At 45.6% G+C, this 14,737-nt stretch carries 13 protein-coding genes and 1 pseudogene; 12 read left to right on the top strand and 2 right to left on the bottom strand.

The window, feature by feature from the left end; translation table 11 throughout:
- Both Q0277_RS02490 and Q0277_RS02485 read left to right on the top strand, forming a co-directional pair.
- Positions 1 to 197 (top strand): annotated as a pseudogene (locus Q0277_RS02490) (hypothetical protein); the annotation flags it as partial.
- Positions 198 to 441: 244 nt separating this feature from the next.
- Positions 442 to 972: a hypothetical protein gene (locus Q0277_RS02485; protein ID WP_297995238.1), complete on the top strand. Its 531-nt coding sequence runs from the start codon at positions 442 to 444 to the stop codon at positions 970 to 972.
- 1,148 nt (positions 973 to 2,120) lie between these two features.
- On the opposite strand, the gene Q0277_RS02480 is transcribed toward Q0277_RS02485, so the two are convergent.
- Positions 2,121 to 4,730 carry an AAA family ATPase gene (locus Q0277_RS02480; protein WP_297995236.1) on the bottom strand — a complete coding sequence of 870 codons (2,610 nt, stop codon included), beginning with the start codon at positions 4,728 to 4,730 and terminating at the stop codon, positions 2,121 to 2,123.
- 216 nt (positions 4,731 to 4,946) lie between these two features.
- Between Q0277_RS02480 and Q0277_RS02475 the strand changes: the two genes are divergently transcribed.
- From Q0277_RS02475 to Q0277_RS02435, 9 genes are all read left to right on the top strand, one after another.
- Positions 4,947 to 6,236 (top strand): S41 family peptidase, encoded by a 1,290-nt coding sequence (locus Q0277_RS02475; RefSeq protein ID WP_297995241.1) that lies wholly within the window; start codon positions 4,947 to 4,949, stop codon positions 6,234 to 6,236.
- A 10-nt stretch (positions 6,237 to 6,246) separates the two neighbouring features.
- A complete protein-coding gene (purC, locus tag Q0277_RS02470; RefSeq protein ID WP_297896375.1) occupies positions 6,247 to 6,966 on the top strand; it encodes a phosphoribosylaminoimidazolesuccinocarboxamide synthase in 720 nt (239 codons plus the stop codon).
- Positions 6,967 to 6,969: 3 nt separating this feature from the next.
- The gene (gene purS, locus Q0277_RS02465) at positions 6,970 to 7,206 is read left to right on the top strand and encodes a phosphoribosylformylglycinamidine synthase subunit PurS (protein WP_297995235.1); all 237 of its coding nucleotides are present in this window, start codon (positions 6,970 to 6,972) and stop codon (positions 7,204 to 7,206) included.
- Complete coding sequence (gene purQ, locus Q0277_RS02460) at positions 7,203 to 7,868, top strand: phosphoribosylformylglycinamidine synthase I (protein ID WP_297995233.1); 666 nt, start codon at positions 7,203 to 7,205, stop codon at positions 7,866 to 7,868. Before purS ends, purQ begins: the two co-directional genes overlap by 4 nt.
- On the top strand, positions 7,862 to 9,154 hold the full coding sequence (locus tag Q0277_RS02455; RefSeq protein WP_291937538.1) for an SH3 domain-containing protein: 1,293 nt from the start codon (positions 7,862 to 7,864) through the stop codon (positions 9,152 to 9,154). Before purQ ends, Q0277_RS02455 begins: the two co-directional genes overlap by 7 nt.
- Entirely contained in the window at positions 9,135 to 9,821 is a 687-nt protein-coding gene (locus tag Q0277_RS02450; protein ID WP_297995232.1) for a lysophospholipid acyltransferase family protein, read from the top strand. Before Q0277_RS02455 ends, Q0277_RS02450 begins: the two co-directional genes overlap by 20 nt.
- A 211-nt stretch (positions 9,822 to 10,032) precedes the next feature.
- Complete coding sequence (locus tag Q0277_RS02445; protein ID WP_297995231.1) at positions 10,033 to 10,158, top strand: hypothetical protein; 126 nt, start codon at positions 10,033 to 10,035, stop codon at positions 10,156 to 10,158.
- Between the two features lie 171 nt (positions 10,159 to 10,329).
- Entirely contained in the window at positions 10,330 to 10,806 is a 477-nt protein-coding gene (locus Q0277_RS02440) for a hypothetical protein (RefSeq protein ID WP_297995229.1), read from the top strand.
- 15 nt (positions 10,807 to 10,821) lie between these two features.
- Positions 10,822 to 11,280: a hypothetical protein gene (locus tag Q0277_RS02435; protein WP_297995227.1), complete on the top strand. Its 459-nt coding sequence runs from the start codon at positions 10,822 to 10,824 to the stop codon at positions 11,278 to 11,280.
- 132 nt (positions 11,281 to 11,412) lie between these two features.
- Here the strand turns inward: Q0277_RS02435 and Q0277_RS02430 are convergent, their stop codons facing one another.
- The gene (locus Q0277_RS02430; RefSeq protein ID WP_297995225.1) at positions 11,413 to 12,447 is read right to left on the bottom strand and encodes a hypothetical protein; all 1,035 of its coding nucleotides are present in this window, start codon (positions 12,445 to 12,447) and stop codon (positions 11,413 to 11,415) included.
- Positions 12,448 to 12,553: 106 nt separating this feature from the next.
- On the opposite strand from Q0277_RS02430, the gene truD reads away from it, so the two are divergent.
- Complete coding sequence (gene truD / locus Q0277_RS02425) at positions 12,554 to 13,666, top strand: tRNA pseudouridine(13) synthase TruD (RefSeq protein ID WP_297995223.1); 1,113 nt, start codon at positions 12,554 to 12,556, stop codon at positions 13,664 to 13,666.
- The last annotated feature ends 1,071 nt before the right edge of the window (positions 13,667 to 14,737 follow it).

The following is a 14,737-nucleotide window of genomic DNA, read 5'->3' as shown; positions in this document are numbered from 1 at the left end:
CAAGTAAAATGCTAGTCGATAACCCCTTTTTTATCAAATATAAGCTGGAAAATATAAATTCTAGTATTGACGGAATTTCGTTAGATGAGCTTTATAAAATTTTAAAAGAAGCTCTAACGGAATATGGTAATCGCGGTATTGACGGTAGAGAAAATTTACCAAAAGAGCATGAAGTCGTAACTTTTTTACACGATTAAGAAAGGATAAAAAATGACGCGAGAACAATAAACAAGGTGAGAATTATAAAGTCACGTTGATAGATGCAAGAAAAGGATAAATAGTTTTTTATCCGATCAGAGTTCAGCTCGGTAAATTTTAAAATTTAGCGCAGCAAAAGGCTTAAATTTGATGAGAGATCACGACAAAGAGTCTTAAAAGCGCCGAAATGAAACACGATATAAAAGCCAAATTGATCTTAAAAGCTATAAATTAGGGGCTAAGGTGATTAAAAAATGTTTTGAGCTAAAAGGGGTGAGGATTTTATTCTGGATTGCCTTGCTCTTTTTTACTATAGACTGCTTGGGCGTTATATTTGCCGGCATGGATGCGGTTTTTTTGGCGGAGTATAGCGGTTACGATATCGCGAATCCGTTTTCTATCGTTTTAAAAGCTTTTGAACTAACATGGCACGAAGAGGCGAGCGATAGCGAAAGCGATATTTTCGGCGCTATGATATTATATCTATTTTGTGCGATGGTAATTTTGCCTCTGATCATCTGCTGCTTCGTATTTTCTAAAATAAAGGCTTTTATTCTACTGGATAAAATATACGCCGTATCTGCATTTTTTATAAGTTTATTTTATACTTATTCGCTAGCTGTGATAGTCCTAGCAAAAGCCGATTTGACCTGGTTAGGTCATCTGTTTGATCGCTCAAATTTTAATTTTAATATAATGATAATAAGCGCTTTATCATCGCTAATAATCGCGTTCGCGACGGTTTTTGTTCTAAAAAGAGGTGATAAAATTTAATGCGGATAGGTTGATTTAGTCATCTTTTTTGGCTAAATTTTGCGTAAATTAATACGTAAAATTTTGTGAATAGAGCTTGAAAATATAGAAATTTAAAAGGGGCAAATTTTGAAATGATCTTAAAATTTGCCCCTTTGACTTCAAATTTAAAATTTCAAACCGCAGCGGGGATCGGACGGCGCGTCCTATTGAAACCTTTGACTTCAAATTTAAAATTTCAAACCGCGGGGTTCGTAATCTTCTTTACCTGCTTCAAATTTAAAGCTTGCCGGCATTTCAAATTTTATAATCTAAAATCCTTGCGCTTTTGAATCCTGCAACTCAAAGCCACTGTTTCTTAAATTTGAAATTCTAAGCTCTGAGATGCGGAACCCTACTCGATAAATTTTAAAATCTAAGCCGGAATTTTTATTTGGCAAAAATTTTATCAGGCAGAATTCGGCTTGGTAAATTCTATAAAATACTACTATGGGAGAGGGAAAATGAGATTTTAAATAGAGTATTTCAATTCCCAATGGGATGGAATTCTACGCAAAGCCGAAAAGATTGAGCCTTATGCCCATTTCTGTTTCAATTCCCAACGGGATGGAATTCTACTTTTACGCGAGTATGAATATTTTACTGATGTGGGGCGTTTCAATTCCCAACCGGATGAAATCCTACCCCGCAAGGAACGGAAAGTCGTAGGCTCTTATTCCAGGTTTCAATTCCCAACGGGATGGAATTCTACGCTCAAATACGACGGATTGATGAGCGAAAAACGGAGTTTCAATTCCCAACGGGATGGAATTCTACCGAAAAGAGCTGGAATGAAATGTCGGTATCCGTGTTTCAATTCCCAACGGGATGGAATTCTACGCTATCGGTCATACCGCTATGCTTTGAGAAATCGGGTTTCAATTCCCAACGGGATCGAATTCTACTTTCACCGAGCCCCTCCGCTTCATCATATACGGACTGTTTTAATTCCCAAAGGGATGGAATTCTATTCACGAGCTTTTTCCCGTCTCACCCGGAGCTGAAAAAGTTTCAATTCCCAAGGGATAGATTACCCACCAAATTTACTTAGCTAAGGCGTGAGATTTACCTCGCCAAATTTACTCTGTCGAAGCGCGGAATTTACCCTGCAGGATAAATTCCGCCCGATTTTACTTCGCCCTCTTTATCTCGATCTCGCTGTCACGCGCGCCGATTTCGATTTTATCGCCCGTTTTGATCTCGTCGCTTAGGATCATATCGGCGATCTTATCCTCTACTAGATCGTAGAGCGCCCTTCGTAGCGGCCTTGCGCCGTATTCGATATCAAAGCCCGCCGAGGCGATGAGCTTTTTGGCATCTTCGCTCAAGCTCGCGCTAATGCCGCGGTTTGCGAGCGTTTTTTGCAGGCTCTTAAACATAATGCCCACGATTTTTATAAGATCGTCCTCGCTTAGGGCGTTGAAGATCACGATATCGTCCAGGCGGTTGATAAATTCGGGCTTGAAATAATTCTTCAGCTCGCTCTTTACCGCCTCCTCGCGTTCGGCAAGCGCGACCTCGCGCGGCTTGCCAGCATTTTTGGCGTCAAGCTCCATAATCTTAGCCGAGCCGATATTGCTCGTTAGGATGATGATCGTGTTTTTGAAATCGACCGTAACGCCCTTATTATCGGTCGCGCGTCCGTCGTCTAAAATTCCAAGCAGGATGTTAAAAACGTCCTTGTGCGCCTTTTCGATCTCATCAAAAAGCAGCACAGAGTAGGGCTTTCTGCGCACCGCTTCGGTAAGCTGCCCGCCCTCATCGTAGCCCACATATCCCGGAGGCGCGCCGAGCAGGCGGCTGACGCTGTGTTTTTCCATATACTCGCTCATATCAAAGCGGATCATCGCCCGCTCATCGTCGAATAAAAACCTCGCCAAGCTCTTCGCGCTCTCGGTCTTACCGACGCCGGTAGGGCCTAGAAACAAAAAGCTTCCGATCGGGCGGTTTTCGTTCACGAGACCGGCTTTGTTGCGCTTGACGGCGCGAGCGATGGCGTGCAGCGCCTCGTCCTGCCCCACGACGCTTTCTTTTAAGTGCTCCTCGATGTGAAGGAATTTCTCCTTTTCGGAGGAGAGCATTTTGCTTACCGAGATGCCCGTCCATTTACTTAAAATTTCAGCCACGCTCTCCTCGTCCACGCGGTTTCGCAAAAGCACGCCGTTTTCTTTCATCACGTCCCATTTCGCCTCAAGCTCCTTGACCTTTGCCTGCGCGGCGGGGATCTTGCCGTATTCGATCTCGGCAGCCTTGCTAAGATCGCCGTTGCGTCTTGCTAGGCTAGCTTCGTTTTTGAGGCTGTCGATCGCTTTTTTCTCCTCGCTGATGCCGCCGAATACGGACTTTTCGTTTTCAAATTTAGCCTGAAGCGCGTTTTTCTGCTCGGTTAAATTTTCGATCTCTTTATCGATCTGCGCGAGCCTCTCGTCGTTTTTGCCGTCATCCTCCATCTTAAGGGCTTCCTTTTCGACCTGAAGCGTGAGGATGTCGCGCTTGGCCTTGGCAAGCTCGTTTGGCTCGCTTTCGATCTGCATTTTAAGCTCCGCCGCCGCTTCGTCAATGAGATCGATCGCCTTATCGGGCAGAAATCGATCGCTGATGTAGCGGTCGCTTAGCCTTGCAGCCGCCACAAGCGCGCTATCAGTGATGGTGACGTTGTGATGCACCTCTAGCCGCTCCTTTATGCCGCGCAGGATCGCCGTAGCCTCGCTCACGCTAGGTTCCGCGACCGTCACGGGCTGGAAGCGGCGCTGAAGCGCAGCGTCTTTTTCAAAATACTTTCGGTACTCTTTCAGCGTCGTAGCGCCGATTGCGTGCAGTTCGCCGCGCGCAAGGGCGGGCTTTAGGATGTTTGCGGCATCCATCGAGCCTTCGCTTGCGCCTGCGCCTACGATGGTGTGAATTTCATCGATGAAAAGCACGACGTTCGCGGCTTTTACGACCTCGTTTATGACGGCTTTGAGCCTATCTTCAAACTCGCCGCGGTACTTCGCGCCCGCAATCAGCGCGCTCATATCAAGTGCGATGACGCGTTTGTTTTGCAGGCTGAGCGGTACCTCTTTTTTGGCGATCAGCTGCGCAAGACCCTCGACGACCGCGGTTTTTCCCACGCCCGGTTCGCCCAGTAGGATAGGGTTGTTTTTCGTTTTGCGGATTAAAATTTGCATCATTCGCGAGATTATCTCGTCGCGGCCGATGACCGGATCGAGCTCGCCCGCGATTGCCTTGGCTGTGAGATCGACGCCGAATTTACTAAGCGCCTCAAGCGTCTCGTCGGCGGTTTGCGAATCGATGCTTTTACCGCCGCGAAGCGCCTCAAGCTCCTTTTTGATCTCGCTAAGATCCGCAAATTTAGACAGAATTTTCTTTAGCGGATCTGCGTTTAAATTTGCGATCAGCCAGGTATCTACGGCGATAAATTTATCGCCCGAGCTCGTCATCAGCCCTTTTGCGATCTCTAGCGAGTTCATCAGCTCGCGCGAGATTCGCACGTTTTCCTTCGTGACGTTTGAGCTCGTAGGCAAATTTGAAATTTCGCTTTTGATCTCAAGCTCGACCGCGGTTTTTTCGATGCTAAATTTATTAAAAATTTGATTTAGCACCGAGCCGCTGTCGGCTACCAAAGCCCAGAGCATGTGCAATACGCCCACTTCGCTATTTTTGGAATGGATCGCCAAAGAAACGCTGCTTTCGAGCAAAGAGCGCATTTTATCGGTTAAAATTTCGATAGTTTCGTTCATAAATTTTCTCCTAAAGTTGAAGTTGGTTGCATTATATAACTTTAGTGTCTTTATGTCAAGGTTTTTTAGTGAGATTTTAAAATTTTCGCCTTAAATTTATCTGTAAACGCGCAAATTTCGTATGAAATTTACCTTATTTTTAGCCAATTTTCTATAAAATTCGCTACATTTTATTTTCAAGGATATGCTTTGCGACAAAAACACCTCTTCTTCGGCTTGGGATTCATATTTTCTCTATTTTTAGGCGTTAGTTTTTTTACCGGAAATTTACAAGCCAGAGAGGTCAATGCGACCAAAAAGCCAGACAGCGAAAAAACGCGTTTGGAGGCGCTAGCTAAGCTTACCAAAACGCTTGCGATCGTCGAGAACAATTATGTCGATGAGATGACCTTCTCGGAGCTTGTGGATAAGACGATCTCGGGGCTTATGAATAACCTCGACGCGCACTCAAGCTATATGGACGAAAAGGCGTTTAACGACACGAAAGTGCAAACCGAGGGCGAGTTCGGCGGACTTGGAATTCAGGTGGGTATGAAAGACGGCGTTCTGACCGTCATCTCGCCTATCGAGGGGACTCCTGCCGACAAGAAAGGCATTCAGGCTAACGACGTGATATTGCGTATCGACGGCAACGCGACTTTCGGCATCACGATCGACGATGCAGTCTCAAAAATGCGCGGCAAGCCGAAAACCAAAATCACTCTAACGATTGTACGCAAAGGCGTTAGCAAGCCTTTCGACGTCGAGATCATACGCGACATAATCAAAGTGGAATCGGTTTATGCCAAGATGATCGAGGATGATAAAATTTTATATCTGCGCGTTACAAATTTCGATCAGCACGTGGTGGCGGACGCGAGCAAATTTATAAAAGAGCACAGAGATGCCAAGGGTATTATTTTGGATCTGCGAAACAACCCGGGCGGGCTTTTGGATCAGGCGATCGGACTTGTGAATTTATTCGTAAGCAAAGGTCTTATTGTCTCTCAAAAAGGGCGCGCGAAAAACGAAACCGAAGCACATAACGCCGATCCTAAAAAGAAGATCACCGATTTACCGCTTGTGGTTTTGGTTAATGGCGGCAGCGCAAGCGCGAGCGAGATCGTAAGCGGCTCGCTTCAGGATCTAAAGCGCGCCGTGTTGGTTGGTGAAAAAACTTTTGGTAAGGGAAGCGTGCAGGTGATCCTCCCGATCGAGGATAAAGAAGCCTTGCGACTAACCATAGCGCGTTACTATCTATCAAGCGGCCGCACTATCCAAGCGGTGGGCGTGACGCCTGATCTCATAGTGGCGCCGGGCAAGGTGCCAAGCCGCGACGAGGATGAATTCTCGCTAAAAGAGGCCGATCTCAAAAAGCATTTGCAAGGCGAGCTAGCCAAGGTCGAGACCAAGAAAAAAGATGCTCAGAAAAAGGATGAGAAAAATTTCATCACTGCAGAGCAGATTAATAACGATATACAGTTGAAAACCGCAATAGACGCGATAAAAATTCTAAACATCAAGTAAGGAGAGTGTGATGCAAGCTACCAAAAAAGAGCTCATCTACGAAGGCAAGGGCAAAAAGATGTGGTCGGTTAACGAAAGTGACGACCTTTTGATTTCGGAATTTAAAGATTCGCTTACGGCGTTTAACGGCGTCAAGAAGGCCGAAGAGAGTGGCAAAGGTGCGCTGAATTGTAAAATTTCGACGCTGATTTTCGATCTGCTTAAAAAGCACGGCATCGCCACTGCGCTTGTTGAGACGATCAGTCCGACCGAGCAACTCGTAAAAAAATGCAAGATTTTTCCTCTTGAGATCATCGCTCGCAATATCGCCACCGGCTCGCTTACAAAGCGTCTGGGCATCAAAGAGGGCACGAAGCTTCCGTTTGCTCTGGTGGAGTTTTGCTACAAAGACGACGAGCTGGGCGATCCGATCCTAAACGACGAGCATTGCTTGCTGCTTGGCGCCGTAAAGAGCCAAAGCGAGCTTGATGAGCTCAAAAAGATCGCGCGCAAGATCAATGAAATCTTGATTAAATTTTTCGATGAGCGAAATTTAAAGCTCGTAGACTTCAAAATCGAGCTTGGCAGAGATAAGGACGGCAATATCCTGCTTGCAGATGAGATCAGCCCCGATAGCTGCCGCTTTTGGGACAAACAGACCGACAAAAAGCTCGATAAGGACGTATTTAGACAGGATCTCGGTAGCGTAAAAGTGGCCTACGAAGAGGTCTTGCGTAGAATTTTAGGATAAGCGATGAAGGTGATCGTAAACGTAAGGCTTAAGCAGGGCGTGCTCGATCCGCAGGGCAAGGCGGTTTTGCACGCCCTTGCTGCGCTTGGATTTAGCAGCGTACGAGATGTGCGCGTAGCCAAACAGATCGTCCTTGAGCTAGATGGCGAGGATAGGGATAAAATTTATGCCGACGTCGCTAGAATGTGCGATGAAATTTTGGCAAACACCGTCATCGAAGACTACGAGATCGTGATATGAAGGTAGCGATCGTAAATTTCCCAGGCACCAACTGCGAGCGCGACACCAAATACGCCTTTGATAAGCTCGGTTGCGAAACGCAGATAATCTGGCATAAAGAAACCGACGTAAATGCCGATCTGATCGTGCTTCCCGGCGGCTTTAGCCACGGAGATTATCTGCGAACCGCGGCGATTGCTAAATTTAGTCCGGTGATGAAGGCGGTTCTTGCTCATGCTGCGCGCGGCGGCTATATCCTAGGCATCTGTAATGGCTTTCAGATGCTTTTGGAGCTAGGCTTGCTCGCAGGCGCGATGAATAAAAATATAAATTTAAGCTTTATCTCAAAATTTCACAATTTGCGCGTCGTTTCAAACGACAATAAATTCCTGCGCTGTTGCGATAAGGGCGAAATTTTAAATATCCCGATTGCGCATGGCGAGGGCAACTACTATGCGCCTGCAGATACGCTAAAGTCGCTATACGACGAGGATTGCGTGCTGTTAAAATATTGCGACGCAAACGGCGCGGATCTAAATCCGAACGGCTCAGTGGACGCAATTGCTGGGATTTGCGATAAAAATAAAAAGATTTTCGGCCTGATGCCGCATCCTGAGCGCGCGATAGAGCCTATTTTGGGCGGCACGGACGGAGAGAAAATGCTAAAAGGCTTAATTTGCTAAAAAGAATTCTTACTATTTTAGGTGTCTGCACGCTTGCGTTTGCTGCGCCGGAGATTGAGATCGATTCGCTTGATGATCTAAGTAAATATGCGCCGAAAAAAGCTGAGGATAAGCCCGACGAGCCGCAGACGCGCGATAATTCCAAGGTGATGCTGAAGTATAATAAAAAAGAGGTTATGTCGATGGATAATCTAAGCATCGACGATCTTAAGGCTTTGGCGCCTACTAACGAAGTCGATCTTGATGTATCCGACGATAAGGTCTATCAGGACATTAAGCCCAAAGAGCTTACGCTAAAAGCCAGCGGGATGCCTAGGAAGGTGTATTGCAATCAAATTTTTAAGATTGATTTCGCCGTATATTTGGGGCAGAAAATCACCGTTAAGCCAAAGCTAGAGATCAGCCGCACCAATGGTATGAAGTGGCTTAATGCCGACAATCTTACGTGGATTGAGGGTGACGAGATGTTTGAGACGACGCTGTGGTTTGCGGCAAGCGATAAGAGCGATAAGATAAATGAGCTCGTTTTGACGCTGCAGCGCAACGGAGAATTCTTTGAAAAAAGCTCTATTAAGCCTGATAATCCAGAATTTATGAAGCTTGACACGAAGCCTAATTTTTCGCATATCGTAGCCGACGAGCTGAAACTTAAAAACTACAAAACTACTAAATTTGACGACGCTTCAAATTTACTCACGCTCGATCTTGGTATCCGAAACGGCGCAATCAGCGCTTTTAGCATAGATAATCCCGCCATTATCAAGCAGGGTGTGGACTCCGTGCGCGGCACATACGCGAGCCAAAGCGGATATTATTTCGCCGTCGTGGATAAAAATATCACAAATTTAGACTTCAGCTATTTCAATCTTAATACTAAAAAATTTGAAAATTTCGGCCTTGAGCTTAATCCGCGCGCCGAGGATCTTAGCACGCAGATCGGGCTAAATCCGAAAGAGAGCAAGTTCGAAGCCTATAAGCAGATCGCGATCTACACGCTAGCTGCCGTGCTTTTGGTGATGTTTCTGCTTAGTAAAAATATCACGCCGCTTATCTTTGCGGTGCTAATTTTGGCAGTAAATTTCTATGCGCAAAGACCTTACGGCACGGGCAGCATCGCGCAAAATTCCCCGGTTAGAATTTTGCCTATGCAAAGCTCCACCGTGTTTTACGTGACTAAAAATCCTGAGAAGGTCGAAATTTTGGGTACGAATAAGGAATTTTATAAAATCATGCTGGGCGGCAACAAGATCGGCTGGGTTAAAAAAGATGAGCTTAGCAAGGATTAGAGCGCTATTTTACGCGATTTGGTTTATTTTTACCGTCGTTTGCGTCGTGATCGCCATGGCGGTGAAAAACTCCTCTCATCGCCGCTTTCGCCGCATTTGGGGGCGCTTCCAGCGCTACGGCATCGGGTACGATATCCAGATCGTGGGCACTCCCGATCCGCGCGCGCAGCTAGTAATCGCCAACCACCAAAGCATAATGGATATCGTCGTGCTTGAAGAGACTCATCCCGCCGATATCTGCTGGATCGCTAAAAAGGAGATCGCAGACATCCCTATCATCGGCAAAATCATCACGCTTCCAAAGATGATCCAGGTCGATCGCTCAAATCCGCGCGATCTGGTGCGGATCGTGCACGAAGTGCAGCAGCGCGTGAGCGAAGGGCGCGTCATCACGATGTTTCCCGAGGGCACCAGACATCGCGGCACGCAGCTTTTGCAATTCCAAAGCGGCGCCAAAGCGATCGTTAGCAAGCTCGGTCTGCGCGTCCAGCCCGTGGTACTCATCGGCACGCAGCACATCGCAAACTCTCACGATTTCACCGTCCACAGCGGACACGTCAAAATCATCTACCTAGACCTGCTCGACACGAGCGATAAAGATTGGCTGCAGCACGCCAGAGACACGATGCAAGCCGTAATCGACGAAAACGAAACCGCCGAAGCGTAGGCGGAATTTATAAATTTATCACGAAATTAGAACGCGACTTTTGCTAATCCGCGCGATTTCTGCGCGACGGCGCCTTTGTTTGCCCTTTTGATTTGCGGCGGCGGAATTTTATAAATTTCGTCCACTCGTGCAGACGGCTGAATTTTAAAATTTTATCTCGCGCAAGCCCGCGCGATTTTGAGCGGCCGCAAATGGAATTTAGCGGCGGATTATGGAGTTTTCATACGCGGTACGTGCGCGCGAACGATGGAATTTTAAAATTCTATCCATGCGTACAGGTGGTGGAATTTTAAAATTTCATCTAAGCAGCAGGCGGCGAGTTATCGGCAAGAGATAGGCAAGAAAACAGCGCCTGTATAAAAGCGAAATTTTAAAATTTCACGCGGCGCGGCAAGATGAAATTTAGCGTATATTTAGCTATTTGTGCGAATGGCTAAACGATTGTCGCAAGAGCAAAGACGGCGGCAACCCGCAGTAGTCTAAAATTTTAAATTCTTAAGGAGAGAGAATGGCGTTTGTTACAGAGGAAATTTCAAAAGAGGATGTCGAGAAATACGATTTGCTAAAACCGTGCAATGAGATATGCAATAAGTATTATCAGGGTGAGCTTGTTTGGGCAAACTTAAATTCAAGAAGCTGGTGTATAGATCGAGAAAGAGGTATTTGGCTTTTTCCTGTGCGCAGTATCACTATCGGAGATCCGAGAGATATGGAATTTAGCGGTGAATATATATGGCTTTTGCACTATAAAGGTAAAGATATAGAGATCGATTTAAGAGATATATACAACGAAAATACTGGTAAAAAAGTTACAGATAATCCGTTTAGAATAATATATGAACTAGAATCCATAAGAAGCGATATTGGGAATATACCAAAGCAAGAGATTGTAGATATTTTAAAAGAAATTTTAAATGAATATGGCGATGGAGGATCTATTGTCCCTAAGGAAAACATTCAAGTAACTTTTATATCAAAAATTTAAAGCAAAGGGGATAAAGTGGCGTTTGAAAATGCGATCATCACAAAAGAGGATGATAAAAAATATAAACTTACTAAGATTTTTCTTAAATATAATCCATACGATAAAGGCTTGCCGGATCAATGGTATTGGGTTATAGACAGGGAGCGTGACTGCTGGCTTATGAAAACAGGGTTTTTCCCAGATCCCGAGGTAGATCATGGATATTTAAGTAAAACGCTTTGGACTTTATATTACCAAGGAAGTATTATTAAAGTAATATTAGATATAGAATTGGATGAAAAAAAGGAGATTATTGATTCTATAAAGTACAATACTGTCTGGTACTTGCTTGAGCTTCATCCTATTCGAACATTCAGACTAAAAACACAAGATATTATAGATCTTTTAGCTGAGGCGCTTGATGTATTTGGTTTAGATGGCGCATGGGATCAAGCTCCAAATTTTAAAGTAAAGCTAATAAACAAGCTAAAATAGAATTAGCATTGGAATAGCCAAAAAATATTAGGTGCCGAATTGTCTACAAGACGGAAAAATTCCATGCTTAAATTTCGATATCTTTGGCGCTGGCATGTCTTAGAAATTTAGAATTAATTTTTGGCGTCAAATTTAAATCAGCGTCGGCTTTAGCTTGCGTGCCGAAAAGTCGGGTCTCTCGCCGCGAGCTAGAGCGATGAGCTCATCCGTCGTAATTAGATAAAAGCCCGCGAGATCTCTGCCGAAAAGCCTTTGGATTTCATCGCTTCTGCCGTCTAAAAAATCAAGCGCAAGCTTGGAATTTACTAGCAAAAAATCGCTTCCGCTATCAAACGCGTCAAATAAAATTTCGCCCCCCAGCCGCAGCGCGCACTCCCGCTCGCGCTCGTATATCTGCGCTCCAAGCGGCGCGCCTTCGCAGCCAAAGTGCACGATCTGCGCGCCCAGCCTGCTAGCCAGCTCCTCCGCGGCCTCGTCGTACCACACGGCGACGTTAAAGCCGCTAAAATTGTGCTTCGCGCCCGCTGCGTCAAATTCCGCCATGCTCTGCGCGCTTAAAATTTTATTGCTGCGCGCGGGCTCAAATTTTAAAATATCACAAAACGCCCTGTATGCCGCGCGGTCGTCAAACTCCATCCCCACGGCGTCGCACTTCGTAAAATACGCCATCTGCGGCTCGATGATCTCTAAAACCCTCATGCGCTCGCTCGGGTGCGTCTGCATCAGGCGGTGCGCGAAGATAAAGGCGCTGTTGCCCAAAAACTCCTGCGAGCATGCGGGGATTTTCGTCGAGTAAAAATAGGGCGCGAGGCTTTTGTAAAACTCGAAATCAGAGGCGTCCGCGATGCTCTCAAAGGCTTTAAATTTATCCAAAAACGCCCTCGGCTCGCAGCGCAGATCTTTAATCGCCTCTTTTTCGCTAAGAGGGGCTATGATTAGCTCGCTTCCAAAGTGCGCTATCAGCGTATCTAGCGGCTCTTTTACGCTTACGGTGGTGCCCCCGATTTTTACAAATTCCACCCTCTGCGCGCTAAAATAGGGATCGTGCGCGGAAATGTCGTCAAGCAGCGCCGCAAGATCGGCAAAGGGCACGCTTTCATAAACATAGGGCTTGAAGTAGCTTGCGATGTCGCAGCGGGGATCGAAGCGAAAGAGCCTGATTAGCATTTTTCATCCTTTTTTTATGGCGAATGATACTAGAATTTGCCTTAATAATGAGTTTTTTAGGCTCAATTTTATAAAATTGTGCCTTAGATTAACGCAAAGGCGGGCTATGAAAATTTTATACACCCTAAATCACGCGCCGATAAATGCGCATTTTAGTAAAAACTCAAGCGATTTCGTCGTGCGCGAAGTGCCGCTTTACGAGCCTAGCAATGATGGCGAGCACTGCATTTTGCTGCTGCAAAAAAAAGGCATCGGCACGCACGAGGCGCTGCGGATTTTAAGCGAACATACGGGCGCTAAGATGCGCGAGTTCGGCTACGCGGGGCTTAAAGACAAGCAGGGCCTTACGACGCAGCACGTTAGCATGCCTGCTAAATTTGAGCCCGCACTGGGCAGGTTTTCGCACGAGAGCCTTAAAATTTTAAGCGTGCAAAGGCACAAAAACAAGCTTAAAATCGGCCATCTTAAGGGCAATGACTTTTTCATCCGCCTAAAAAAGGTCCTGCCGCCCGACGCCGTTAAGCTCGCAGCCGCGCTAGATACGCTAGGGCGCGAGGGCTTTGCGAACTACTTCGGCTATCAACGCTTCGGCAAGTTCGGCGACAACGCAGCGCAGGGCGAGGAGGTGCTGCGCGGACAGAGGCGGCTTAAAAACCCCAAAATGCGCGACTTTCTAATCAGCGCCTATCAGAGTGAGCTTTTTAACCGCTGGCTTAGCAAGCGGGTCGAAATTTCAAAATTTGCGGCGGAATTTAGCCTTGGGGAGTTTGCTAAAATTTACGGACTAAGCAAGGAGGAGGCGCGCGAGATCGCAGCTCAGCCGCAGTTTTTTAAGCTGCTAAGGGGCGAGATTTTAGGACACTTTCCCCGTGGCGCGTTTTTTAGCTGCGACGATCTGGGCGCAGAGTGCGAGCGGTTCGCAAGACGAGAAATCACGAGCGCAGGCCTTATCGTGGGGCGAGCGAAGCTGCGAGCTAGCGGGCTTGGCGGCAGATTTGAAGATGAAATTTTCGCGCCCTCACGCGAGTTTGAGGCGCAGATGAACGGCTCGCGCAGGTTTGCATGGAGCTTTATGGAGCGCGTGCAGCACGCCTATGATGCGCAAAATGCGCATTTTAGCTTCAGTTTTTACCTGCCGAAAGGCTCTTATGCGACGGTCGTTTTGGAAGAAATTTTGCACCGAGATATATTCGAGGGCGCCGCGACAGACGAGGATTGAGCCGCATTACGCCGCGGATTAGGGCTCATGTCGCGTCAAACGGCACCGTAGAGTAGGGTTCATGCCGCACTTGTGCTACGTCACGCCGCATCGCACCGCGCTGCATAATAGAGCTCGCGCCACGCCACGCTCCACGTCAAACCACGCCATATCGCGCGAAATTTTACGGAATTTTAGAGCTTGGCTACGTGGATTTAAATTCGCGCGGTAGAAAAATTTTATGAAATTTCGTGAGATTTCATCGCAGTAAGCGTGACGCTTTGTCTAAACCATAGAATTTAAAATTTTATTCTGCTCGGTCGTAGGTGAAATTTTATAAAATTCACCTTTTTATAGTTGCCCAAATTCATTTTCGTCGACAATCAACAAAATATTATTAAGCTTAAAATCGCTTAAGTCTTTTATCTACTATTGCCCGTTTACAATATTTTCAAAAAAATTATTCTCTTCCCAAAAGTAGCATTCTAACATTTTTAAAATTCCATTTTCCAAAAGAACCATTGCTCCTCCAATGTTTTCATCAGAAAGCGTTAAATTTACATTGCCGACAAAACCGTTGTTTTTGCTTTTTTCTAATATTTTTTTACACTTGAAATGGCAATAATATCCGGCTGTCGAAACCTCTCTTTTTGTAATTTTTGAATTTTCAAACTGCTCATAAAGCGCATAATCGCTTAAATCATCACTTATTAGCTTAATAATTTCAGCTTCGATATTTGCAATATCCGTAAAATTATCAAGGGATAAACATCGTTCCGATTTTTGGTTTTCTATTTTTTATAACTCCACGTACAGTAATTTCATAGCCCTTAATATTAACTTTATAGCCATTAGTAAAATTATTTGGCAACTTACCATTTGCCATATCTCTTTCAAGTTCTTTAATTATAGCATTATAAGCTTGTTGTTGATTGTCGTCAAAATTTATTTAAAAATCATCTAATTTATGCTCTTTTTTGTTAAAGATGTGATTTAATTTGTTAGCTTCTTTATCGTCATTATCCTCCGGAGGTAATGGTGCAGGCTGCTTTGGTGGGCGCAGGCCATGCTTTCGGGCAGCCTGAAGCAAGA

It is taken from the genome of uncultured Campylobacter sp. (assembly GCF_938030815.1).
Classification (GTDB): Bacteria; Campylobacterota; Campylobacteria; order Campylobacterales; family Campylobacteraceae; genus Campylobacter_B.
Note: the sequence above shows the minus strand (reverse complement) of the source record. Positions and strands in the feature narration are given on the sequence as shown.